General features: G+C 72.6%; 22 protein-coding genes, 2 tRNA genes and 1 pseudogene. 17 read left to right on the top strand and 8 right to left on the bottom strand.

Going from position 1 to position 21,953, the window contains the following annotated elements; genetic code table 11:
* The first annotated feature begins 8 nt into the window (after window positions 1–8).
* The 4 genes from HNR68_RS23250 to HNR68_RS23235 all read left to right on the top strand — a co-directional run bounded on the left by HNR68_RS23250 (window position 9) and on the right by HNR68_RS23235 (window position 3,256).
* A complete protein-coding gene (locus HNR68_RS23250) occupies window positions 9–845 on the top strand; it encodes an isoprenyl transferase (RefSeq protein ID WP_179723863.1) in 837 nt (278 codons plus the stop codon).
* Complete coding sequence (locus tag HNR68_RS23245; RefSeq protein ID WP_179723862.1) at window positions 842–1,270, top strand: hypothetical protein; 429 nt, start codon at window positions 842–844, stop codon at window positions 1,268–1,270. The genes HNR68_RS23250 and HNR68_RS23245 overlap by 4 nt, the downstream gene beginning before the upstream one ends.
* A gap of 253 nt (window positions 1,271–1,523) precedes the next feature.
* On the top strand, window positions 1,524–2,558 hold the full coding sequence (locus tag HNR68_RS23240) for a permease (RefSeq protein WP_179723861.1): 1,035 nt from the start codon (window positions 1,524–1,526) through the stop codon (window positions 2,556–2,558).
* Complete coding sequence (locus tag HNR68_RS23235) at window positions 2,558–3,256, top strand: TIGR03943 family putative permease subunit (RefSeq protein ID WP_179723860.1); 699 nt, start codon at window positions 2,558–2,560, stop codon at window positions 3,254–3,256. The genes HNR68_RS23240 and HNR68_RS23235 overlap by 1 nt, the downstream gene beginning before the upstream one ends.
* Window positions 3,257–3,265: 9 nt before the next feature.
* Here the strand turns inward: HNR68_RS23235 and HNR68_RS23230 are convergent, their stop codons facing one another.
* Together HNR68_RS23230 and HNR68_RS23225 are read right to left on the bottom strand one after the other, a co-directional pair.
* Window positions 3,266–3,682, bottom strand: a complete 417-nt coding sequence (locus HNR68_RS23230) for a transcriptional repressor (protein ID WP_179723859.1) — start codon at window positions 3,680–3,682, stop codon at window positions 3,266–3,268.
* A complete protein-coding gene (locus tag HNR68_RS23225; RefSeq protein ID WP_179723858.1) occupies window positions 3,679–4,149 on the bottom strand; it encodes an ArsR/SmtB family transcription factor in 471 nt (156 codons plus the stop codon). The genes HNR68_RS23230 and HNR68_RS23225 overlap by 4 nt, the downstream gene beginning before the upstream one ends.
* 213 nt (window positions 4,150–4,362) lie before the next feature.
* Here HNR68_RS23225 and HNR68_RS23220 point away from each other — a divergent pair, with 213 nt between their 5' ends.
* The 5 genes from HNR68_RS23220 (at window position 4,363) to HNR68_RS23200 (ending at window position 9,486) form a co-directional block, all read left to right on the top strand.
* Window positions 4,363–5,748, top strand: coding sequence for a glycine--tRNA ligase (locus HNR68_RS23220; protein WP_179723857.1), 1,386 nt, complete (start codon window positions 4,363–4,365; stop codon window positions 5,746–5,748).
* A 133-nt stretch (window positions 5,749–5,881) separates the two neighbouring features.
* Window positions 5,882–6,490, top strand: coding sequence for a YdcF family protein (locus HNR68_RS23215; protein WP_218888404.1), 609 nt, complete (start codon window positions 5,882–5,884; stop codon window positions 6,488–6,490).
* 78 nt (window positions 6,491–6,568) lie between these two features.
* Window positions 6,569–7,855, top strand: a complete 1,287-nt coding sequence (locus tag HNR68_RS23210) for a deoxyguanosinetriphosphate triphosphohydrolase (protein ID WP_179723856.1) — start codon at window positions 6,569–6,571, stop codon at window positions 7,853–7,855.
* A gap of 153 nt (window positions 7,856–8,008) precedes the next feature.
* Window positions 8,009–8,194 carry a hypothetical protein gene (locus tag HNR68_RS23205; protein ID WP_179723855.1) on the top strand — a complete coding sequence of 62 codons (186 nt, stop codon included), beginning with the start codon at window positions 8,009–8,011 and terminating at the stop codon, window positions 8,192–8,194.
* A gap of 197 nt (window positions 8,195–8,391) precedes the next feature.
* The gene (locus HNR68_RS23200) at window positions 8,392–9,486 is read left to right on the top strand and encodes a serpin family protein (protein ID WP_179723854.1); all 1,095 of its coding nucleotides are present in this window, start codon (window positions 8,392–8,394) and stop codon (window positions 9,484–9,486) included.
* A gap of 10 nt (window positions 9,487–9,496) precedes the next feature.
* Here HNR68_RS23200 and HNR68_RS23195 read toward each other — a convergent pair whose 3' ends face one another.
* The gene (locus tag HNR68_RS23195) at window positions 9,497–10,381 is read right to left on the bottom strand and encodes an RNA polymerase sigma factor SigJ (protein WP_179723853.1); all 885 of its coding nucleotides are present in this window, start codon (window positions 10,379–10,381) and stop codon (window positions 9,497–9,499) included.
* A gap of 111 nt (window positions 10,382–10,492) precedes the next feature.
* Here HNR68_RS23195 and dnaG point away from each other — a divergent pair, with 111 nt between their 5' ends.
* The 6 genes and pseudogenes from dnaG (at window position 10,493) to HNR68_RS23165 (ending at window position 15,231) form a co-directional block, all read left to right on the top strand.
* Window positions 10,493–12,382: a DNA primase gene (gene dnaG / locus HNR68_RS23190; RefSeq protein WP_179723852.1), complete on the top strand. Its 1,890-nt coding sequence runs from the start codon at window positions 10,493–10,495 to the stop codon at window positions 12,380–12,382.
* A gap of 20 nt (window positions 12,383–12,402) precedes the next feature.
* Window positions 12,403–12,909, top strand: coding sequence for a hypothetical protein (locus HNR68_RS23185; RefSeq protein ID WP_343050481.1), 507 nt, complete (start codon window positions 12,403–12,405; stop codon window positions 12,907–12,909).
* Window positions 12,910–12,968: 59 nt separating this feature from the next.
* Window positions 12,969–13,724: a trans-aconitate 2-methyltransferase gene (locus tag HNR68_RS23180; protein WP_179723850.1), complete on the top strand. Its 756-nt coding sequence runs from the start codon at window positions 12,969–12,971 to the stop codon at window positions 13,722–13,724.
* Window positions 13,725–13,834: 110 nt separating this feature from the next.
* Window positions 13,835–13,907: transfer RNA gene (locus HNR68_RS23175), tRNA-Asn, on the top strand.
* A gap of 180 nt (window positions 13,908–14,087) precedes the next feature.
* Window positions 14,088–14,201: pseudogene (locus HNR68_RS27695) on the top strand (SDR family oxidoreductase); the annotation flags it as partial.
* 205 nt (window positions 14,202–14,406) lie between these two features.
* Window positions 14,407–15,231, top strand: a complete 825-nt coding sequence (locus tag HNR68_RS23165; RefSeq protein WP_179723849.1) for a sporulation protein — start codon at window positions 14,407–14,409, stop codon at window positions 15,229–15,231.
* Between the two features lie 3 nt (window positions 15,232–15,234).
* Here the strand turns inward: HNR68_RS23165 and HNR68_RS23160 are convergent, their stop codons facing one another.
* From HNR68_RS23160 to HNR68_RS23145, 4 genes are all read right to left on the bottom strand, one after another.
* Window positions 15,235–17,235: a neutral/alkaline ceramidase gene (locus HNR68_RS23160; protein WP_179723848.1), complete on the bottom strand. Its 2,001-nt coding sequence runs from the start codon at window positions 17,233–17,235 to the stop codon at window positions 15,235–15,237.
* 86 nt (window positions 17,236–17,321) lie between these two features.
* Window positions 17,322–17,870 (bottom strand): hypothetical protein, encoded by a 549-nt coding sequence (locus HNR68_RS23155; RefSeq protein ID WP_179723847.1) that lies wholly within the window; start codon window positions 17,868–17,870, stop codon window positions 17,322–17,324.
* Window positions 17,870–18,505, bottom strand: a complete 636-nt coding sequence (locus HNR68_RS23150) for a hypothetical protein (RefSeq protein WP_179723846.1) — start codon at window positions 18,503–18,505, stop codon at window positions 17,870–17,872. The genes HNR68_RS23155 and HNR68_RS23150 overlap by 1 nt, the downstream gene beginning before the upstream one ends.
* A gap of 101 nt (window positions 18,506–18,606) precedes the next feature.
* Window positions 18,607–19,458 (bottom strand): SAM-dependent methyltransferase, encoded by an 852-nt coding sequence (locus HNR68_RS23145; RefSeq protein ID WP_343050349.1) that lies wholly within the window; start codon window positions 19,456–19,458, stop codon window positions 18,607–18,609.
* Window positions 19,459–20,390: 932 nt separating this feature from the next.
* Here HNR68_RS23145 and HNR68_RS23140 point away from each other — a divergent pair.
* Window positions 20,391–20,597, top strand: a complete 207-nt coding sequence (locus HNR68_RS23140) for a hypothetical protein (protein WP_179723845.1) — start codon at window positions 20,391–20,393, stop codon at window positions 20,595–20,597.
* A gap of 202 nt (window positions 20,598–20,799) precedes the next feature.
* Window positions 20,800–20,874 (top strand) — tRNA-Ile (locus tag HNR68_RS23135).
* A gap of 190 nt (window positions 20,875–21,064) precedes the next feature.
* On the opposite strand, the gene HNR68_RS23130 is transcribed toward HNR68_RS23135, so the two are convergent.
* Window positions 21,065–21,904 carry a CPBP family glutamic-type intramembrane protease gene (locus HNR68_RS23130; protein ID WP_179723844.1) on the bottom strand — a complete coding sequence of 280 codons (840 nt, stop codon included), beginning with the start codon at window positions 21,902–21,904 and terminating at the stop codon, window positions 21,065–21,067.
* Window positions 21,905–21,953: the final 49 nt, after the last annotated feature.

Genomic DNA, 21,953 nt, shown 5'->3' with positions numbered 1-21,953 from the left:
GAAACCGCATGTTGCGACGCCGTGGGCGGGACAAGGACGACCCGACCGTTCGGGCGCCCGAGCCGCACGCCTCGGGGGAGAAGCCGCCGGCGCTACCGCCCGAGTTCGTGCCCCACCACGTCGCGGTCGTGATGGACGGCAACGGCCGGTGGGCCAACGAGCGCGGCCTGCCCCGCATCGAGGGGCACAAGCGCGGCGAAGCCGTCGTGCTGGAACTGGCCCGCGGCGCGATCGAGATCGGGGTGAAGTGGCTGTCGCTGTACGCCTTCTCCACCGAGAACTGGAAGCGCAGCCCCGAAGAGGTGCGGTTCCTGATGGGCTTCAACCGCGACGTGATCCGGCGCCGGGTCGACGAGCTCGACGAGATGGGCGTGCGGGTGCGTTGGGCGGGGCGCAAGCCGAAGCTCTGGCGGAGCGTGGTCAACGAGCTGCAGTCCGCCGAGGTGCGCACCAAGGACAACGGGGTCCTGAACTTGACCATGTGCGTGAACTACGGTGGTCGTGCCGAGATCGGCGACGCGGCGCGGGAGATCGCCCGGCTGGCGGCAGCCGGCAAGATCAACCCGGACCGGGTCGACGAGCGCACCATCGCGAAGTACCTGTACCAGCCAGAGATGCCGGACGTGGACCTGTTCATCCGGCCTTCCGGGGAGCGTCGGACGTCGAACTTCATGCTCTGGCAGTCCGCCTACGCCGAGTTCGTCTTCCAGGACACCCTGTTCCCCGACGTCGACCGACGGCACCTGTGGCGTGCGTGCGAGGAGTTCGCGCGCCGTGACCGGCGGTTCGGCGGGGCCGTGGACCGGGCTGCGGCGACTGCGGGAGCCGAGGAGGGCGATCGATGACGCAGGAGGCCGCGACCACGGCGCGGTTGATGACCGCGGCGAAGGAAGCGCTGGAGACCTACCACGACGTGCACGTCGACGATGACGGCGCGCTGACCTTCCGGCACTCCGACGTGCCTTGCGCGGTGCAGGCCATGCAGCTCGCTGAGGGGCTGACGGTGCTGAGCCTGACCTGCGTGGTGGCGTGGGACCTGGCGACGTCCGACGAGCTGGCCCAGTCGGTCGCGGAACGGGCGGGCCAGGGGCTGTTCGGCACGCTGGGCGTGGTCCGCACCGAGCGGGGCATGGACGTGACGCTGCGGTACGCCTTCCCGGCGGAGGGCATGGACCCGGCGCCGCTGGGCACGCTGATGATGCTCGTCGTGGCCACGGCGTCCCAGCTCCGCACCGAACTCCTCGCCGAACCCGAGGGCTCCACGTCCTGACCAGGCCTGGACCGCGGTGCGGCGATCCCGCGGAGGTCCTCCGACCTCAGTGCCCACCCGAACCCCGGGACCGGCATCCGCACCTGCGGGCGAGCCCGGTGCCGACTCCCGGTGACGTCGCGCCGTCGTCACTCGGGTGGGTGGTGTGGCGGTGTGTCGGTCCCGGGGTCGGGCGTGAGTGGGATGCCGGTTGACCAGGGCGGAACACGGGTGTGACCGGTGTGGGTGACGGGGTGTGGGGGCGCTCCTGGGAATGGTTGTCAGTTCGCCCTGGCACGATGTCCCGGTGACCGAGACCGCCGACCCGCCGCGCACGCGGCGTCCCGTGATCACCTCGCTGGAGGTGCTCTGCGTCCTGCTGGTGCTCGCCGCGGTGTTCCAGTCGCAGCTGACCGCCCTGCTGGACGTCCCCGCGCTGCGCACCGGCTCCACCGTCTTCGTGGCGGTCTGCGTGCAGGCCATGCCGTTCCTGGTGCTCGGCGTGCTGGTCAGCGGGGCGGTCGCGGCGTTCGTCCCGCCGGACGCGCTGCGCCGGGTGCTGCCGGCCCGGGCCGGTGCCGCGGTGCCGGTCGCCGGTGTCGCGGGGGTGGCGCTGCCGGGGTGCGAGTGCGCGTCGGTGCCGGTGGCCCGCCGGTTGGTGCAGCAGGGCGTCGCCCCCGCCGCAGCGCTGGCGTTCCTGCTGGCCGCACCGGCGATCAACCCGATCGTCCTGGTCTCCACCGCGGTCGCGTTCCCCGGGGAGCCCGGGATGGTGCTGGCCCGGTTCCTCGGCTCCCTGCTGACCGCCTGCGCGATGGGCTGGCTGTGGGCTCGGTGGGGCAGGGCCGAGTGGCTGGCCGAGCGCGCGCTGCGCCGGGGCGGGGCGCGGCACGACGGGAGCCGGTGGGTGGTCTTCGCCGAGTCCGCGCGGCACGACCTGGTGGAGGCCGGCGGCTTCCTGGTGCTGGGCGGCCTGACGTCCGCGGTGTTCAACGTCCTCGTGCCCACCGCGTGGCTGGAGTCGCTGGGCGGTCAGCTCGTGCTCGGGGTGCTGGTCATGGCCGTGCTGGCGGTGGTGCTGGCGCTGTGCAGCGAGGCCGACGCGTTCGTGGTGGCCTCGATGCCGGGGCTGCCGCTGGTCCCCAAGCTGGTGTTCCTGGTCGTGGGGCCGGTGGTGGACCTCAAGCTGGTCGCGCTGCAGTCCGGGGCCTTCGGGCGCGCCTTCGCGGCTCGGTTCGCCCCGGCGACGTTCGCGGTCGCCGTCGCCTGCGCCGTCGTGGTCGGCACGCTGCTGCTGGGAGGTGCGTGATGCGCCGGGAGACCCAGAACCTGCTGTTGCTGCTGCTCGGCGGCGCGCTGCTCAAGATCGCGCTGGGCGGCAGCTACCTGCGCTACGTCAAGCCGTCGCTGTTCCCCTGGCTGGTGGGGGCGGGGCTGGTCGTGGTCGGGCTCGCCGCCGTCGCCATCGTCCGCGACGTCCGGGCGCACGGCGCCGAGCAGCACGAGCACGCCTCGCGCAGCCCGTGGCTGTTGCTGCTGCCGGTCTTCGCGATCTTCCTGGTCGCCCCGCCCGCGCTGGGCTCGGACTCGGTGACCCGGGAGCGCGCCGCCGCTCCGCAGGCGCCGGCGGAACCGCTGTTCCCGGACCTGCCGCCGGGCCCGGCTCCGCTGTTGAGCGCCTCGGAGCTCGTCACCCGCGCGGTCTGGGACGACAGCGGCGCCCTCCGCGGCCGGACGGTCCGCCTCCAGGGCTTCGTCGTGCACCCGGCGCCGGGGGCCACGCAGCTCGCGCGCATGCGCATCACCTGCTGCGCCGCCGACGCCGCCCCGGTGAAGATCGACCTGGCCGGTGCGCCGCAGGCGGCCGACCTCCCGGCGGACACCTGGATCGAGGTGGCGGCCCGGCTCCGCCCGGGCACCGCGACCGAGGCCAACGACCACGTGCCCACCGTGGACGTGCTCGCGCTGCGCACCGTCCCGCCCCCGCCGGACACCTACGAGCACTGACCGGGCGGGTCAGTCCGTGCAGTTCGGGCAGGTGCCGATGATCTCCACGGTGTGGCTGACGTTGGTGAAGCCGTGCTCCTGGCCGATGCGCTCCGCCCAGTTCTCCACGGGCGGGTCGGCCACCTCCACGGTCCGGCCGCAGTGGCGGCACACCAGGTGATGGTGGTGGTGGCTGGAGCACCGCCGGTACACCGCTTCGCCCGACGGGTTGCGCAGCACGTCGACCTCGCCCGCCTCGGCCAGGGTCTGCAGGGTCCGGTAGACCGTGGTCAGGCCGATGCCCTCGCCCTGCCGCCGCAGCTCCTCGTGCAGCTCCTGCGCCGAGCGGAAGTCGTCGACCTGGTCGAGCAGGTTCGACACCGCTGCTCGCTGCCTGGTGGCCCGCAGTCCCGGTACCCCGACCGAGGGGCCCTCGCCGGTGGTCACGCTGTCTCCGTCTCCTGTCCGACTCCGGGTTCGGTGGAGCGCGTCGCGAGGCCGCGCGGCCGGGCACCGGAGTACTCCTCCGCGTGCGCGGCGGCGTCCACCACGATGTGCGCCAGGTGCTCGTCGACGAGCCGGTAGACGACCTCCCGCCCGCGCCGCTCGCCGTGCACGACCCCGGCCGACTTCAGCACCCGCAGGTGCTGGCTGATCAGCGGCTGGGCGACGCCGAGCGCGTCGACCAGCTCGTGCACGCAGCGCTCGGACTCCCGCAGCTGCAACACGATCGCGATCCGCACCGGCGCCGCGAGGGCGCGCAGCAGCTCACCGGCCTCCACCAGGACCTGCTGGTCCCGCAGCGGCACTGGGCGCACCGCCCGGTCGGCGCAGTGCTCGTGGTCCTCAGGACGACCCAGGCCGGGCCCCGCAGTCGGCTGGGCCGGCTCGGCATCCGGACTGATCGTGGGCATCGCTTCCTCTCCGACGCGTCGGGGCGCGGGGCCGTCTGACTGCGGGGCCGTCGCGCAGTGACGCTCCACGCACCATCCTACGGGTAGCGCCCGGACGGACGACCGGATCGACACCGCGGCCCGGGCGCACGCCTGCCGCGACGGGGTCGGTACGCTGGGAAACTCCAGCCCGACCAGCTGGTTCCACCACCGAAGAGAAATTCCGGAGTCAACGTGCCCGCCGACCAGATCGACACGATCGTCAATCTCTGCAAGCGCCGTGGTTTCGTCTACCCGTCCGGTGAGATCTACGGCGGTACGCGGTCGGCCTGGGACTACGGTCCGCTCGGCGTCGAGCTGAAGGACAACATCAAGCGCCAGTGGTGGAAGTCGATGGTGCAGGGTCGCGACGACGTCGTGGGCCTGGACTCCTCGGTGATCCTGCCGCGCCAGGTCTGGGAGGCCTCCGGGCACGTCACCGCGTTCCACGACCCGCTGGTGGAGTGCACCTCCTGCCACCACCGCTTCCGCGCCGACCAGCTCGCCGAGGAGCACTCCGAGCGCACCGGCAAGGAGGTCGCGGAGGACGACCTGTCCGACGTCCCGTGCCCGAACTGCGGTACGCGTGGCCAGTACACCGAGCCGCGCGAGTTCAACATGATGCTCAAGACCTTCCTCGGTCCGGTCGAGAGCGAGGAGGGGATGACCTACCTGCGCCCCGAGACCGCGCAGGGCATCTTCATCAACTTCGCGAACGTGATGACGACGGCGCGCAAGAAGCCGCCGTTCGGCATCGGCCAGATCGGCAAGTCGTTCCGCAACGAGATCACGCCCGGCAACTTCATCTTCCGGACCCGCGAGTTCGAGCAGATGGAGATGGAGTTCTTCGTCGAGCCGGGCGAGGACGAGCAGTGGCACCAGTACTGGGTCGACCAGCGCATGGCCTGGTACACCGACCTGGGCATCGACCGCGACAACCTGCGGGAGTACGAGCACCCGAAGGAGAAGCTGTCGCACTACTCCAAGCGCACGGTCGACATCGAGTACCGGTTCCGCTTCGGCGGTCAGGAGTGGGGTGAGCTCGAGGGCATCGCCAACCGCACCGACTTCGACCTGACCACCCACTCCAACCACTCCGGGGTGGACCTGTCCTACTTCGACCAGGCCAGCAACTCCCGCTACCGGCCGTACGTGATCGAACCGGCGGCCGGCGTGGGCCGTCCGATGATGGCGTTCCTGATCGACGCCTACCACGAGGACGAGGCGCCCAACGCCAAGGGCGGCGTCGACAAGCGCGTGGTGCTGAAGCTGGACCGCCGGCTGGCGCCGGTGAAGGTCGCGGTGCTGCCGCTGTCCCGCAACGCCGAGCTGTCGCCGAAGGCCCGCGACATCGCCGCCCAGCTGCGCCGCAACTGGAACGTCGACTTCGACGACGCCGGTGCCATCGGCCGCCGCTACCGCCGCCAGGACGAGATCGGCACGCCGTTCTGCGTGACGGTCGACTTCGACACCCTCTCCGACCACGCGGTCACGGTCCGCGAGCGCGACACCATGGCGCAGGAGCGGGTCGCGATCGACAAGCTGGAGGAGTACCTGGCGGTCCGCCTGGTCGGCTGCTGATCCCCCTGCACGGGAGACGACGAACGCGCGGAGTCCGGGCTCGCCCTCGGGGCGGGCCCGGACCCGTGGTCTGCGAGGTTCACCCAGTTTGAGTCACCACCGAGCCGCGCACCGACGCCGCCCTGGGCGGACGTTGACCAGGGTGGTGGTCGGCGCGTTGCTGCTGGTCCTGCTGGTCATCGGCGGCACCGCCTTCCGGGTGTGGCAGGTGGCGCGCGTCGACGACCGGCGACCGGTCGACATCGTCGTGGTGCTCGGCGCCGCGCAGTACCACGGCAAGCCCTCCGACGTGCTGGAGGCGCGCCTCAACCAGGCGCTGAAGCTGTACCGCGCCGGGCTGGCCGACCACGTGGTGACCGTCGGCGGGCGGCAGACCGGCGACGCCTACACCGAAGCCCAGGCGGGCGGGAAGTGGCTGAGCGCGAAGGGCGTGCCCGCCGACCGGGTCGTCGAGGTCAGCGAGGGCGAGGACACCCTGGGCAGCATGCGCGCGGTGGCCCAGCTCGCCGCGCAGCGGGGCTGGGACAGCGCGCTCATCGTGAGCGACCCGTGGCACTCGCTGCGGGCCCGGACGATGGCCAACGACTTCGGGCTGCGGGCGTGGGCCTCGCCCGCCCGCTCCGGGCCGATCGTGCAGACCCGCGAGGTCCAGTTCCGGTACATCGTCCGGGAGACCGGCGCGCTGCTGTACTACCGGCTGACGCACGCCCCGGCCGAGCTCAGGGGCGCCGGCCTGGGCTGACCCCGCCCGGTGGGCACCGCCGCGAAACGCTCGCGGGCTCCCTCGTCGCGCAGGCTCCCCGCCGTAGTCTGAAGCGCGATGGACACCACACCCGGCTACGACGAGCGCGACGTGGAGCGGCTGCTGCCCGAGCCGCCGAAGCTCGCCGTGCCCGAGGGTGCGCGCTCGGACGACCGCTCGCCGTTCGCCCGCGACCGCGCGCGCGTGCTGCACTCCGCGGCGCTGCGCCGCCTGGCGGGCAAGACGCAGGTGGTCGGCCCGGAGGAGGGCGACGTCCCGCGCACCCGGTTGACGCACTCGCTGGAGGTCGCGCAGATCGGGCGGGGTATCGCGACGGCGCTGGGCGCCGACCCGGACCTCGTCGACACGGCGGGGCTCGCGCACGACATCGGCCACCCGCCCTTCGGGCACAACGGCGAGCGCGCGCTCAACGACCTGGCCGGGGCCTGCGGTGGCTTCGAGGGCAACGCGCAGACCCTCCGGATCCTCACCCGGCTGGAACCGAAGCTGGCCGACCCCGGTGACGTCGGCCGCGGGCTGAACCTCACCCGGGCGTGCCTGGACGCCGCGACGAAGTACCCGTGGCCGAAGCGGCCGGGCGTGGACAAGTTCGGGGTGTACCCGGACGACCGGGCGGTCTTCGACTGGTTCCGGCAGGGCGCGCCGCCGCAGCACCGCTGCCTGGAGGCCCAGGTCATGGACTGGGCCGACGACGTGGCGTACTCGGTGCACGACGTCGAGGACGGGGTGCTGTCCGGCCGGATCTCGCTGCGCTCGCTGACCAGCGGCGACGAGCGCGCGGAGATCGTGCGGATGGCCGCCGAGCACTTCCTCGACGGCGGGACGGGCGATGTGCAGGGGCTGCTGGAGCACGCCGCGACGGAGCTGGTGCGGTGGCCGGTGGTGGCGGCGGTGCTGGACCACGACGGCACCTACACCGCCCAGGTGGCGCTCAAGCGGCTCACCAGCGAGCTGGTGGGGCGGTTCGTGGCCGCCGCGGTGACCGGCACGGTGGAGCGCTTCGGGCCGGGGCCGCTCACCCGGTACCGCGCCGACCTGGTGGTCCCCGAACCCGTGGTGGCCGAGGTCGCGGTGCTCAAGGCGGTCGCGCTCCGGTACGTGATGAGCGATCCGCAGCGGTTGCGGATGCAGGAGCGGCAGCGCGCGGTGCTGGCGGAGCTGGTGGAGGCGCTGGCCGCGCGCGCCCCGGAGTCGCTGGACCCGGCGATGGCGGCTGCGTGGTCGCGGGCCGAGGACGACGCCGCGCGGTTGCGCGTGGTGCTGGACCAGGTGGCGTCCCTGACCGATGCGCAGGCGGTGCGGTGGCACCGAAAGCATGTACGGAACGTGGCCGAAATCGTGTGACGTTCATCCGAAAGGGGCGAGTTGATCTGGGATTCTCCGCGATGCTTACGCAGTGTGTTGCCCGGCGGGCCTGACCGCCGGGCACACCCGTCCCCCGAAACACGGCAGTGACCCGGCCCCCCGGAACCCGCCGGGTCGCGAGGAGAGACCCCGATGCGCAACCGGCACTACATCCAGAAGCTCGTGGTCAGCGGCGAGCCCTACGTCAACACCGACGACCTGGCCGACTGGGTCAACGACCTGAACTGGCAGGACCCCGCGGCGCAGCGCGCGGCCAGCTACATCGCCCAGGAGCTGCGCCTGATGGGCCTGTCCGACATCGAGGAGTCGATCCGCTGACTCGGGCCGTCGTCCCCCGACCGGCCCGGTTCACCGGAACGCGGACCAGCCGCACGGGTCGCCCTCGACGGTGACCCGTGCGGCGCGCGGGTGGCGGATACCGCCATCCGCGTGCTGGAGGCGGCCACCGGGGCCGGTCGGCTGGCAGACTCGGGACCATCCCGGAGCCAGCCGACGCGGAACGGAGCCCAGCGGCCGTGAGCGAACACCTCGACTTCAGCCTGTCCCTGCACCGGCAGCTCGCCCCCCAGCCGGACCAGCAGTTCTGCTGGTCGCCGTACTCGGTGGCCAGCGCCCTCGGCCTGGCTGCCGCCGCCACCGGCGGCCGGACCCGCGACGAGCTGGTCGCGGCGCTGCGCGACGAGCCGTCCGCGCTGCTCGACGTGCTCGGTGGCGCGGCCGAGCTGTCCGCGAGCGGGTCGGCCGAACCGCCGGTGCTGGCGGTGGCCAACACGCTGTGGGCGCACGAGGAGCTGCACGTCGAGGAGTCCTACCTGCGCGCGCTGCGCGACTGGCCGGGCAGCGAGCTGCGCAACGCGCCGTTCCGCACCGACCCGGAGAAGGCCCGGCAGCTGATCAACTCCGACGTCGCGGAGACCACCCGGGAGCTCATCCCGGAACTGCTGCCCGCCGGTGCGGTGCGCGAGGACACGGTCGCCGCGCTGGTCAACGCCCTGTACCTGAAGGTCTCCTGGCGCGAGGCGTTCGACCAGAAGGCCACCACCGCCCGCCCCTTCCACACCCCCGCCGGGTCGCGCGACGTGCCGACGATGCACGTCACCCGCCGCCTCGGCCACGCCGCGGTGGACGGCTGGACCGTGGTCACCCTGCCCGCCGCCGGCGGGGTCGACGCCGTGGTGCTGCTGCCCGACCACGGCCTGGACCAGGCGGAACCTGACCTCGACGCGGCCCGCCTGGGTCGGCTGCTGGGCGCGGTGGAGCAGCAGCGCGTGGAGCTGTTCCTGCCGAAGTTCACCGCCACCGGCGACGCCGAGCTGACCAGTCCGCTGGGTGCGCTCGGGGTGCGCGAGCTGTTCACCCCGGCCGCGGACTTCTCGCCGTTGACCGACCGCCCGCTGCGGGTCGACGCGGTGCTGCACCAGTCGGTGCTGGAGGTGGACGAGAAGGGGCTGGAGGGCGCGGCGGCGACCGCGGCGATGATGCGGTTGACGGCGATCGTCCGCGAACCGGACCCGATCCGCGTCCAGGTGGACCGCCCGTTCCTCTTCCTGGTCCGCCACCAGGCCACCGGGGCCCTCTACTTCCTCGCCCGGATCACCGACCCGAGCTGACCCGCGGGGCTCACCAGGGCACGCGGGTGAGCTTGTCCGGGTTGGCCACCTCGAAGACGGTCGCCAGCCGGCCGTCGCGGACGGCCAGGGTGAACACGCGCGGCGCGAGTTCGGGCGAGCCGGGGAGCAGGACGCCCAGGTCGCCGTTGACCCGCACCAGGCGGATGCCGCCCAGCAGCTCGTCGTACTTCCGCACGAGACCGACCAGGAGCCGGGCCACCTTGTCGACCCCGACGACCGGACGCCGGGCGGTGCGCGCCTTGCCGCCGCTGTCGGCGATCACCGCGGCCGTCGGGTGCAGCGCGCGGGCGACCGCGTCGACGTCCTTCGACGCCACCGCGGCGAGGAACTCCTCCACGATCCGCTGCTGCTCGGGCAGCGGCACCTGCGGCGGCGGGTCGGCCTCGGCCATCGCGCGCCGCGCCCGCGAGGCGTGCTGCCGGGCCGCGGCGACGCTGCACCCGAGCACGTCGGCGATCTCGGCGAACGGCACGCCGAAGCCGTCGTGCAGCACGAACGCCAGCCGCTGGTCGGGCGGCAGCTCGTGCAGCACGCGCAGCGCGGCCATCCGCAGGTCGTCCTGGTCGGCGACGATGTCGCCGGGGTCGTCGTCGAGCGAGGTCACCAGCGGTTCCGGCAGCCACGGGCCGACGTACTGCTCGCGCTGCACCGCCGCCGAGCGCATCCGGTCCAGGCACAACCGGCTGACCACGGTGGTCAGCCACGCCCCGAGGTCGCGGATGTCTTCGCGGTCGGTGGAGGCCAGCCGCAGCCAGGCGTCCTGGACGGCGTCCTCGGCGTCCGCGATCCGGCCGGTGAGCCGGTAGCCGAGGCCGATCAGTCGGCTGCGGTGCTGGTCGAACTCGGCGGCGAGGGCGGCGCTGGTGGCGGTCACGCCGCTGATTCTGCCGCACGCGGCACCCCGTCCGGGCGAGATCGAGCGCGGCGGGTCCGGCCCGCGAGCCACCCGGTCGGCGACGATCACGTTGCCCCTAGACTGGGCGACGTGGCAGGCAGGATCCGGGAGAGCGACATCGCCGAGGTGCGCGAGCGCAACCGGATCGACGAGGTCGTCGGCGATTACGTCGCACTGCGCAGCGCCGGGGGCGGCGCGCAGAAGGGCCTGTGCCCGTTCCACGACGAGAAGACGCCGTCGTTCAACGTGCGCCCCAGCCACGGCACCTTCCACTGCTTCGGCTGCGGTGAGGGCGGCGACGTCATCGCCTTCCTGATGAAGATCGAGCACCTCGGCTTCGTCGAGGCGGTCGAGCGGCTGGCCGACCGGGTCGGCATCCAGCTGCAGTACGAGGGCGGCACCCCGGGACCCAAGCGCGACCGCGGCACGCGGGCGCGGATGGTCGAGGCGCACCGCATCGCCGCCGAGTTCTACGCCGAGCAGCTGCGCTCGCCGGAGGCGCTGAAGGCCCGCGAGTACCTGGCGGAGCGCGGTTTCGACGAGGCGGCGGCCCAGCGCTTCGGCTGCGGCTTCGCGCCCTCGGGCTGGGACAAGCTGACGAAGCTGCTGCTGAGCAAGGGCTTCGAGGTCGACGAGCTGGTCAAGTGCGGGCTGACCAAGGAGGGTCGCCGCGGCCCGATCGACCGGTTCCACCGGCGCCTGCTGTGGCCGCTGAAGGACCTCGGCGGCGACGTGGTCGGCTTCGGCGCGCGCCGGCTGTTCGACGACGACCCGATCCAGGCCAAGTACGTCAACACCTCCGCCACGCCGATCTTCAACAAGGCGCAGGTGCTGTTCGGCATCGACCTGGCCAAGCGGGAGATCGCCAAGCGCCGCCAGGCGGTGGTGGTCGAGGGCTACACCGACGTGATGGCGATGCACCTGGCCGGGGTGCCGACGGCGGTGGCCTCCTGCGGCACGGCGTTCGGCGACGACCACATCTCGGTGCTGCGCCGGCTGATGATGGACGACGACGCGTTCCGCGGCGAGGTCATCTTCACCTTCGACGGCGACGAGGCGGGCAAGAAGGCCGCGCTGAAGGCCTTCGAGGGCGAGCAGCAGTTCGCCGGGCAGACCTACGTGGCGATCACCCCGGACGGCATGGACCCGTGCGAGCTGCGCCAGGCCAAGGGTGACGCGGCGGTGCGGGACCTGGTGGCCCGGCGCCGGCCGCTGTTCGAGTTCGCCATCCGCAGCCTGCTGACCGAGTACGACCTGGACTCGGTGGACGGCCGGGTCGCGGCGCTGAAGCGGACCGTGCCGCTGGTCGCGCAGATCAAGGACCCGGCGAGCCGGGACGGCTACGCGGCCAAGCTCGCCTGGTGGGCGGGCTGGAACGACGAGAACCAGGTCGTGCGCCGGGTGCGGCAGAGCTCGGGCGCCCCGACGCGCACCAAGCGCCGTCCGCAGCGGAACACGGCCCAGCAGCCGCTCGGCATGGACGTCGACCTGCCCAAGCGCCCGCCGCGGCACGACCCGCGGTGGGTGGAGCGCGAGCTGCTCAAGGCGGCGCTGCAGGAACCCGCGCTGGCCGGGCCGATGTACGACGCGCTGCCCGAGGAGGCCTTCACCGAACCCGTCTACGCCGAGCTGCACCGCGCGCTGCTGGCCGCGGGCGGTTCGGCCTCGGGCCTGAGCGGGGCGGCACTGGTGGACGCGGTGTCGCAGCACTGCGAGAACCAGGTCACCCGGGGGCTGCTCACCGAGCTGGCGGTGGAGCAGCTGGAGTCGCGGACCGAGGAGGGCCCGCGCTACATCTCCGGCCTGGTGGTCCGGTTGCAGGAGCGCCTGGTGAGCAGGCAGATCGCGGACATCAAGTCGAAGGTGCAGCGGATGTCGCCGCTGGAGGACGCCGAGGAGTACAACGCGCTGTTCGGCGACATGATCGCGCTGGAGGGCTACCGCAAGGCCCTGCTCGAGCAGCTCATGGGGTCGATGTGATCGGCTGGCTGCGACAGTTGGTGGCCCGGTTGAGCGGGACGGCCGAGCTGCCCGCCGACTTCGCCGGTGAGCTCGCCGCGGAGGAGAACGTCCTGGCGGTGGCGCGGTCCTCGGAGGGACCGCTGGTCGCCACGCACCTCGGCCTGTGGCTGCCCGAGGGGCGCCGCGTCGGTTGGCACCTGCTGAGCAAGGTCACCTGGCGGGACGGCGTGCTCGTGGTGGTCGAGGCGGAGGAGTCCGGGGAGGCGGGCGGCGCGGTGCTGCTGCGCGACCGACCGGGCCGCCGGCTGCCGCTGACCGAGCCGCGGCGCCTGCCCGACGTCGTGCACGAGCGCGTGAACGGGTCGATCCGCTCCCGGCACCACCGCGACCTGCCCGGTGGGGGAGCGTGGTTCGTGCAGCGCAAGGTGCCCGGCCGGGACGGGATCGTGCTCCAGGTGCGGCCGGACCGGGGCGCCGACGAGCAGGCGGTCGCGGAGTTCGCCGCGACCGTCGTCGAGCAGCTGCGCCAGGCGAAGGAACGCTGAGAGCTCGACTTCTCCCGCCGCCCGAAATACAGTACGAGCGTACTGTGAGGAGGCGTGGCATGTGGGACCCGCAGGCGTACCTGGCCTTCAGCGACTACCGGGACCGCCCGGCGCACGACCTGCTGGCCCGGGTCGGCGCCGAGCGCGCGCGGCGGGTGGTCGACCTCGGCTGCGGTGCGGGCAACCTCACGTCGCTGCTCACCGACCGCTGGCCAGAGGCCGAGGTCGAGGCGACCGACTCGTCCCCGGAGATGGTCGAGGCGGCGCGGGCCCGCGGGGTTCCCGCGCGCGTGGAGGACGTCCGCGACTGGACACCGTTGCCGGACACCGACGTGGTGCTGTGCAACGCGGTGCTGCAGTGGGTGCCCGAGCACGTGGACCTGCTGCGGCGCTGGCTGCCCGAGCTGCCGGCGGGCGCCTGGTTCGCCTTCCAGGTCCCCGGCAACTTCGACTCGCCGTCGCACGTGGCGGTCCGGCGGCTGCTCGCCGAACCGCGCTGGCGCGACCACGGGATCGTCCTGCGCACCGACCCGGTGCTCGACCCGGTCGGCTACGCCGACGTCCTCGCCGACCTCGGTGTCGCGGTCGACGCCTGGGAGACCACCTACGTCCACGCCCTGCGCGGTCCGGACCCGGTCCTGGAGTGGGTGACGGGCACCGCGCTGCGCCCGGTGCGCGCGGCGCTGGACGACGCGGAGTGGGCGGAGTTCCGCGCCGAGCTGGCACCCCGCCTCGCCGAGGCCTACCCACAGCGCCCCGACGGTGTGACCTGGTTCCCGTTCCGTCGCCTCTTCGTCGTCGCACACCGCGTCTGAACAGCGGAGACGCTCCGTCGATCACAAGGGGGGACCCCCTGTGAGAGCCCCCCGGGGGATGCGCTAGAGTAGGTGCCGTCAGCGAGAGAGCTGACGGCACAAGAGAACATTCCTCCGTAGCTCAATTGGCAGAGCATTCGGCTGTTAACCGAAGGGTTACTGGTTCGAGTCCAGTCGGAGGAGCACACAGCGGGAGCCCCAGGCCACACGGCCTGGGGCTCCCGCACGTCAGCCCCGCTCTCGAGGTGACAGCCCGCGAGTCTCGGTGCGCGCGTCCCGGGCGGCGGTCCCGTCGCCGGTCTCCCGCGGCGACGGCGCGATCGTGGACATCCGTTCCACCGACGCCAAGGCTGCGGACCCGGCCATCGCCACCACAGCGCGGCCAAGGCGGCGCTGGCGAACCTCACCGGGTCGATGGCGATCGAGCTGGCCCCGCACGGGTTCCGCGGCAGCGCGATCTCTCCCGGCCCGGTCCGCGCTCCACTCTGGACGGTTCGCACACGTCCCGGCCCGCGCTGCGGGCACCACGCCGGAGGCGGTGGTCGAGAGCCGCAGGGGATGGGCATCCTCACCGGCCGGTTCAGCGGGGCCGACCGTCGCCGCCCGGCACCGATCGCGACGTATCGGGCGGATTCCGCCGATGCGGCCGCACCGAGCGGACCGGGGCGGAAGACTGGGCGGCATGTTCAAGAAGTTGCTGGCCGCCGTCGGTGCCGGTGGCGCAGAGGTGGACACCGTGCTGCACACGCCCGGGGTGCAGCCCGGCGGGACCGTGCACGGGACCGTGCGGTTGCGCGGCGGGGAGGTGCAGCAGCCCCTGGACGACGTCTTCGTCGAGTTCGTCGCGCGGGTCAAGCACGAGATCCCCGGCCACGGCCCGGACGGCGACGGCTACCGGGGCCACCACCACGACCGCCGGAGGCGGACGCGGGAGACGATGAGCGCCTTCGGGCGGGTGACTGTCCAGCGCGGTGTGGTGCTGCAGCCCGGGCAGGTCGTCGAGCTGCCGTTCCAGGTCCAGGCGCCGCTGGAGACGCCCATCACGCACTACGAGGACCGCCCGCTGCCGGGCATGCTCGTCGCGCTGCGCACCCAGCTGGAGATCAAGGGCGCGTTCGACGCGACCGACACCGACCCGATCGGGATCGGCGCGCTGCCCGCGCAGCACGTGCTGCTGAACGCGGTGGAGCAGCTCGGGTTCCGGCTGCACCACGCCGACGTCGAGTACGGCCGCTTCCGCGGCACCCGGCAGCAGCTGGGGTTCCACCAGGAGATCGAGTTCAGCGGATCACCGCGGTACCCGCGGATCCGGGAGCTCGAGGTGTCCTTCTTCGCCGGTCCGGACGGCATGGACGTGGTCCTGGAGGCCGACCGCCGGCGAGGCTTGCTCACCGGGGACCGGGACGTGACGAACGTCCTGCACGTCGACTACGCGACGGTGGGCCAGGTCGACTGGCCCGCGGAGATCCACCGGCGGATCGAGCGCACCGGCACCCACTGGCTCTAGACCTCAGGTGACCACGAAGGTGCGGCTGGTGCCGGTGAAGGCGCTGACCTCACCGGTCCGGCCGTCCTTCCAGTCACCGTGGTGGACGATGCGGTAGCGGCCCGCGGGGGCGTTCGGCGGGATGTCCCAGGTGATGGTGGCGGTGGAGGTCGCCAGGCCGCTGCGGGCCCAGTGGTACTTCGTCGACCAGTGCCGGTCGTCGGCCACCCGCTGCCACCGGCCGTCCACCTCGCGCTGCACCTCGGCGAAGGTGCCGCCGCGGCGCAGGTCGTTCTTCGGGTGCCCGGTCACGAACACCGCCGCGGCCTGCTCCCCGCGGCGGTAGCGACGGGCCGGTTCGGTGAGCACGTCGCCGAAGTCGCGCCCCGGCGGCGCGGCGTCGAAGACGACGCCCGGCTGGAAGTTGACCAGCTCGCCGCGCAGGTCGCGCGGGGTCGGCCCGGGCGGCACCTCGCGGCCGGACCGCATCGCGGCGGCCAGCCGGGTGAACTCCTGCTGGTAGGCGGGCAGCGTGTACCGGCCGAACAGCGTCGAGGCGCCCTCGTACTGCTGGGCGTCGTACTCCTCCGGCGTGGTCACGTACTGGCTGTAGGCGTTGGCGTAGCCCTGCACCAGCACGTTCTCCAGCGGCACGCCCAGCTCCTCGGCGACCGCGCGGCGGATCCGCAGCCCGGCCACGATGGTGAACTCGGCGGGCCCGGCCGCCAGGTACAGCTGGCCGATGCGGACCAGCTGCAGCGGCAGCACCTCCGGGCACCACGGGTGCGGCTCCATCGCCCCGAAGGGCACCGCCACCACCTTGGGCGCCTGCGCGTCGGCCAGCCAGGCGGGGACCGGTGCGTCCGCGCCGCCGAGCCAGTCCAGGAACGGGTTGCGGACGCCTTCCGGGAGCGGCAGGCCCGGGCCGTCCTCGCGGCTGCCGGCCAGCATCGACACGCCGATCGCCGCGGTGCAGGTGGTGTGCTGCCGGCCGTCCGGCGTGAAGCGTCCGTCCACAGTGACCTTCGACATGTCCACGTAGCACATCCGGTGGTCCACCGCGCCGGTGACCTGCTCGTCGGCGGCGTCGAAGGCGCGCTGGGCGGCGCGGAACTGGCGCTCGCCGATGATCCGGGTGTTCTCGAACTCGTCGTCGGTGGGGCCCGAGCCGGGGGAGAGGTCGAGGTTCGGCGACATGTCGCCGGAGTTGGTCTGCGCGAAGCAGGCGACGAAGTCCGGGTCGAGCTGCTCCCAGGCGAACGCGGCGTAGCCCTTGTTGTCCGAGCTGATCAGCCGGTTCGTGTTGGTCATCGAGGTCCCGTGGGTGGCGAACCAGGTGATCGCGCCGATGTCCCGGCCGTCCCGCTCGAAGCGCAGCACGGTCACCGCCGGGTCGATGGCCAGCGGGAAGTGCGCCTTGTCGGCTTCCGGGTTGCGGTCGAACGCGCTGCGCGAGCGGTTGACGCTGGCGTCGGTCAGCACCGCCCGCCCCAGGCGCACGGTGCCGGGTGCGAGGTCGTCGTGCGCCCGCGTGATCGCCTCGGTGATGCCGTCGACGACGGCGTTGTAGGTCTGCTCCTGGAACCCGAGGATCGACAGGTCGTAGGCGGCGTAGTGCGAGTCGCCGCCGCACGCGGCGTGCGTGTGCGTGACGTTGAGCAGCACGTTCTGCTCGGTGTAGAGGTCGCCGCAGACCTCCCGGAGCTTGCGCAGCACACCCTGGTGCACCGACTGGAACAGCGCGCCCAGCTCGGCGGTGACGAAGACGACGCGCTTCTCGCCGTCGGCCACGACGAAGGCGCGCGCGAGGGTGCGCAGGTGGATGCCCGCGGTCTGCTGCTGGGGCATCGAGTAGCCCATCATGCCGTTCTCGGCGGCCGGTCCGGTGACGTCGGCGATCCCCCGACCGACCAGGAACGTCCCGGCGTGCCGGGCCTCGGCCGCGGCGCTGGTGCCGCCGAGCGTCGACGCGACCACCGGCGCCGCGGCCGCCGCCGCCAGCACCTGCCTCCGGGCAACACGCATGTCCGGCCCCCTCGATGAACGCGAACCAGTTTCATGTTTTTCGGGTGAGAGGAGGCTACGTGGTCCGGCTCACCCTGCCAAGGGGGTCAGTCCACGGGTCTCGGCGTCCAGACGGTGGCCTCGCCGCGGAAGGTCGGCGCGTGGTCAGGCGGGTCGACGTCGTCGACGCGGGCGCGGACGACCCGGCCCAGGTCGGTGACGACGCACAGCGCGGTGCCCGGCTTGAGGACCTCGACGAGGTCCGCACCGACCTCCTCGTGCAGCACGCCCGGTGTCTCGGGGTGCGTCGCCGCGTGGTGGCACTCGGTCGGGGTGAGGAACGCGCCGGGTTCCACGATCGCCACGGCGCTCCCCTCGGAGCTGCTGAACCAGCCAGACGCGCAGCGGTTCCCGTGGTAGGCGAGGTCCGGCAGGCCCGGCGCGGTACGCGGGTGCCTGCCGGTGTTGTCCCAGTCGATCTCGTGCGCTGCGCAGCTGATCGCGTTGACGCCCCACGGCACGAGCTCCGGCGGGTGGTAGGCGGCGGCCGGCGCGCGCAGCTGCACCGGGGTGGAGTCCTCGGGGCGACCGGAGCACCCGCTGACGACTGCGGCGGCGACGAGGAAGCAGGCTGCGGCCGCTCGACGTCGCAGCATCACTTCGGGACCCAGACCGTGGCCGTGCCGCGGAACGACGGGGAGCCGATGGTGTCGAGCGCGATCACCTCGTCGATCTGCGCCCGCACCACGCGGTCCCGGTCGGTCACGATGCAGATCGCCGCTCCCGGGACGAGGCCGAGCTCCTCGACGTCGCCGTTCTCGACCCAGATGGGCAGCGCCCCGGCCATCGCCGCGCTGCGGCAGGCCAGCGCGTCCAGGGCGGTCCCCGGTGGGACGAGGCCGCCGTGCGTCGCGTGGAACGACGGGGGAGAGCAGTCGCTCGTGCCGTACGAGAAGTCGGTCTCGCCGGGGTCCGCGGCGGGGGAGGTGCCGGGGGCGTCCCAGTCGATCTCGTGGCTCTGGCCGCACGACGTGTCGCTGACGCTCCACGGGACTCGCTCCGGTTCGCCGAACTCGAGCCGCGCGGGAGGAGCGGTGGAGGCCGAGGGCTGCGCGATCAGCGCGGGGTCCTCGGACGGCGTGGGCTCGGGGGACGGTGCGGCGGGACTGGTCGTCTGATCAGCGCCGCCGGTGAAGCGGTCCAGGACGTCCAGTCCGTCGGCCAGGAACCCGACGATCGCGGCTGCCGCAGCGAGGATCGTCCCGGCCGCGACCTTCCTCTTCCTCTCCATCCGACTCCTGTGCTGTGCGGTTGTGATCGACTGAGCACATCGTGTCACGCGGATCACACAGCAGGGCCGGTTTCGCGAAGATCGCCCGCTTGGGCGACGGTTCAGGGCTTGCGGCCGACGCCGCCGATGTGCATGGAGTGCACCGGGTTGTCCGGCTCCGGCATGTCCGGCCCCGCCCGCCACTGGTTGTGCGGCACCAGCCCGGGCTCGACCAGCTCGAGGCCGTCGAAGAAGCGGACCTGCTCGTCCCAGGTGCGGAAGCACCGGCTGCCCATGCCCTTCTCGGCGAACACCTGGTTCAGGGCCTGGGCGCGCGGCTCACCGTCGTCGCAGGTGTTGGACACCAGCAGGTATCCGCCCGAGGGCAGCCGGTCGCGGATGCCGGCCGCCACGGCCCAGGGGTCCTCCTCGTCCTCCAGGTGCATCAGGACGCCGCCCAGCAGCACGGCGAAGGGCTGCGACTGGTCGATCAGCCGCACGGTGTCCGGGTGCGAGAAGATCGCGTCCGGGTCGCGCAGGTCGGCGTGCAGGAAGGCGGTCCGGTCGTTGGTCGCCAGCAGGGCGCGGCCGTGGGCGAGCACGATCGGGTCGTTGTCCACGTAGACGACGCGCGTCTCGGGGGCGATCTCCTGCGCGATCTCGTGCACGTTGCCGGCGGTGGGCAGGCCGGACCCGATGTCGAGGAGCTGCCGGATGCCCGCTTCGCCCACCAGGTAGCGCACGGCCTGCCGCAGGAAGTGCCGGTTCGCCTTGGCCAGCAGCATGGTCTCCGGCACCACCGCCATCATCGCCTCGGCCGCGGCCCGGTCCACCGCGAAGTTGTCCTTGCCGCCGAGCGCGAAGTCGTAGATGCGGGCGATGGAGACCTCGTCGGTGTTGATCTCCAGGGGCACGTGGTCGCTCCCGGCGTCGGAGTTGACCAGCCGTTCCAGCGGTCGCGGCGATTCCGTCACGGTGCCGTCCCCTCCTCCGCGCAGGCCCCGAGATCACCCCCAACGTACAGCAGGAGGTCAGCGGCGGTCCCCCTCCTGACAAGATCTCGGCAGCGTTCGCAACGCGGGCGAGCGGGAGGTGCGCTCGGGTCGTCGGGTGCGGCTCCGGTGCCGCACGGCGAGGAGCAGGCGCCCAGCACGGCCAGTGCCGGGCTCGCCCCGGGCTGCGTCGCGGGCACGAGGAGCTCGCCGACCCGGTCCGGCAGGCGGTGGAGGCCCTGCGCCGCGCGGGCGGCCTCGGCGCAGGGCGCTCGATCGACAGCGCGGTCCGCAGCACGTGCGTGTTGCTGGACGGGGCGGCGTTCGACGGAGCGCTCTGGCCGGACCGGCACCCGCCGAAGGGGCTCAGGCGGCCCCTGCGCGACCACCTGGCGGAGCCGGCGTCGCCGAGCTCCGAGCACAGTGGACCCTCCGGTGCGGACGTCGGCAGGTGATCACGGCGACACGTGCCGCGCTCCGCGTCGCACCGGCGTTCGCTAAGATCGGTGGTGGGTACTTCGGTACCGCGATCAGGGTGACCAACGGCGCGCGAGTTCGAGAAGCGGTGCGCTGCGGCGGTTTTCGTGATCGCGGCACTCGGGCGGGAGCCCTCGGGGGTCGAGGTCGAGGGTGGCTCCACATCACCTGTCCGGGCGACTCGGGATCGGGGTGGATAACGATCCCGGATCAGTGCGCGATCACGTCCTTGCCCAGCTCGCGGTCAACGGCACCGACGCAGATGATGGGTGCGGGCCGCGTGGCCCGGTTGGCCACCGACCACGCTGGTTGATCCGCCTGATCGCTGACCGAAACGAACTCGTGATGCGTTTCCGCGCAACGGGGACTCGTTGCGCTTCGTCTCTTGAGCAGTGGTGGTTCGCCCGAGGGACTGACTACAGGACGGGGGAAGTCAGATGTCCGCACCAGGGATCGGCAAGAACTCGCACCTCTCGCTGCCCGACTTCTCGGCTGTGACCAAGCTGCCGAAGCCGATCAAGGCTCTCGTCTACCTGGTCATGCTGTCGGTGCTGACGGTGGCCGGCATCGCCGCGCTGATGGCGACCATGGTCATCATCGGCCAGATCACCGGCGCGTTCGACGTCTTCAGCTTCATCGGCTGAAGGAGGCGACCGACGGGCGGCGCACCGCGGTGCGCCGCCCTCTTTCGTGCCCGAGAACGGTTGATTGGGCCGGTCGGCGCACGATCTGCGGGCAGCGGTTCAACCGCTCCGACCAGTCGGCCACTACGCCGCTCGGCGGGTCCACCCGAAGGCCGCAACTCCCCGGCACCTCGCTACGATCGCCACTGTTGCCGACGCCACGGGGGCAGTAGCTCAGCAGGTCAGAGCAGCGGACTCATAATCCGTCAGGTCGTGGGTTCAAGTCCCACCTGCCCCACAGAACTCCTGGTGGAACAGCCGGTGGAGGAGTCCCGGTCTCGTCGTCCGACACCGTTCCCGCACTTTTCGGCAGGCCCGCCCCATTCCGTCATCGCCGTGCGGAATTGTGACGGAGCGGAATGCGCCCACTGGTCGAAACGGTGAGAACTGCGTCGGTGCCGCGACAGTTCCCACGGGCGCTCGCGTGGTCAGCGTCGGGGTGTTGACCTCGCTCGCGACCACCCGGAGCCACGCGGCCGAGGTCGCCGATGGCGGACCCGGGGTGCGGCGAAGGTCGTCGGTTCCCACAGCGCCACGACGAGGACGGCTGCGCCGAGCGTGACCGCGCCGACGACGACCGGGTCGTACACGCCGCCGTCCGCCGACACCGAGTAGCAGACGTTGATCGCCGCGTGGAACAGCACGGCGACCGACGTGCTGCGCCCGCTGCCGTTGTGCAGCCAGACGATGAGGACGCGCGCGGCGACGGTGAACACGCACTGCCCGAGCACCCACAGCGGCCCGTGGAGCTGGGAGTAGGGCACCACGTGCCACGCCGCCCACACCACGCCGATGACCACACCCGCGCCCAACGCGCCCCACCGCCGTTGGAGCGGGCCGGTCGCGTAGGCGGTCCAGCCGGTTTCCTCGGCGTGGGCGGCGACGACGTAGAGCGCTGCGTAGACCACGACCGAGGAGATCGACGGCCGGGGGAGCGGCTGTCCCGCCAACCCGAGCGACACCACCGTGATCGCGGGCATCAGCAGCAGCGCGGGCAGGTACCACAGCGGGCGGACCTCCGCCGCGTCGAACGTCCCGCGCACGAAGCGGACCACGCTGCCGCCGGTCGCCCGGACCAGCAGCGCGGCCGCCACGAGCGGGACGACGACCTGCAGCGCGCTGATCGGCAGGCCCGCGGGCAACGGGACGTCGGTGACCGCACCGAGCAGCCAGAACGGCACGCTGAGCCCGAAGACCACGACGAAGAACAGCAGCGGCAACCGCACCGACCCCCAGCTGACGCGTGACTCCGGCGACGAGCCACGCATCCATCCTGCCGGATCCACCCCCGTGGCGGGGCGCGGCACACCGGTCGGA

Origin of the sequence: Saccharopolyspora hordei (assembly GCF_013410345.1) — a bacterium.
GTDB classification, from domain to species: domain Bacteria; phylum Actinomycetota; class Actinomycetes; order Mycobacteriales; family Pseudonocardiaceae; genus Saccharopolyspora; species Saccharopolyspora hordei.
This window is presented reverse-complemented; position numbering and strand designations above follow the sequence as displayed.

What these genes read in the sequence shown, in the direction of transcription:
- HNR68_RS23250 (WP_179723863.1), top strand. Translation starts at nt 9, where the DNA reads ATGTTGCGACGCCGTGGGCGGGACAAGGACGACCCGACCGTTCGGGCG.
- HNR68_RS23245 (WP_179723862.1), top strand. Translation starts at nt 842, where the DNA reads ATGACGCAGGAGGCCGCGACCACGGCGCGGTTGATGACCGCGGCGAAG.
- HNR68_RS23240 (WP_179723861.1), top strand. Translation starts at nt 1,524, where the DNA reads ATGGTTGTCAGTTCGCCCTGGCACGATGTCCCGGTGACCGAGACCGCC.
- HNR68_RS23235 (WP_179723860.1), top strand. Translation starts at nt 2,558, where the DNA reads ATGCGCCGGGAGACCCAGAACCTGCTGTTGCTGCTGCTCGGCGGCGCG.
- HNR68_RS23225 (WP_179723858.1), bottom strand. Translation starts at nt 4,149, where the DNA reads ATGCCCACGATCAGTCCGGATGCCGAGCCGGCCCAGCCGACTGCGGGG.
- HNR68_RS23210 (WP_179723856.1), top strand. Translation starts at nt 6,569, where the DNA reads ATGGACACCACACCCGGCTACGACGAGCGCGACGTGGAGCGGCTGCTG.
- HNR68_RS23205 (WP_179723855.1), top strand. Translation starts at nt 8,009, where the DNA reads ATGCGCAACCGGCACTACATCCAGAAGCTCGTGGTCAGCGGCGAGCCC.
- HNR68_RS23180 (WP_179723850.1), top strand. Translation starts at nt 12,969, where the DNA reads ATGTGGGACCCGCAGGCGTACCTGGCCTTCAGCGACTACCGGGACCGC.
- HNR68_RS23165 (WP_179723849.1), top strand. Translation starts at nt 14,407, where the DNA reads ATGTTCAAGAAGTTGCTGGCCGCCGTCGGTGCCGGTGGCGCAGAGGTG.
- HNR68_RS23160 (WP_179723848.1), bottom strand. Translation starts at nt 17,235, where the DNA reads ATGCGTGTTGCCCGGAGGCAGGTGCTGGCGGCGGCGGCCGCGGCGCCG.
- HNR68_RS23155 (WP_179723847.1), bottom strand. Translation starts at nt 17,870, where the DNA reads ATGCTGCGACGTCGAGCGGCCGCAGCCTGCTTCCTCGTCGCCGCCGCA.
- HNR68_RS23150 (WP_179723846.1), bottom strand. Translation starts at nt 18,505, where the DNA reads ATGGAGAGGAAGAGGAAGGTCGCGGCCGGGACGATCCTCGCTGCGGCA.
- HNR68_RS23140 (WP_179723845.1), top strand. Translation starts at nt 20,391, where the DNA reads ATGTCCGCACCAGGGATCGGCAAGAACTCGCACCTCTCGCTGCCCGAC.
- HNR68_RS23130 (WP_179723844.1), bottom strand. Translation starts at nt 21,904, where the DNA reads ATGCGTGGCTCGTCGCCGGAGTCACGCGTCAGCTGGGGGTCGGTGCGG.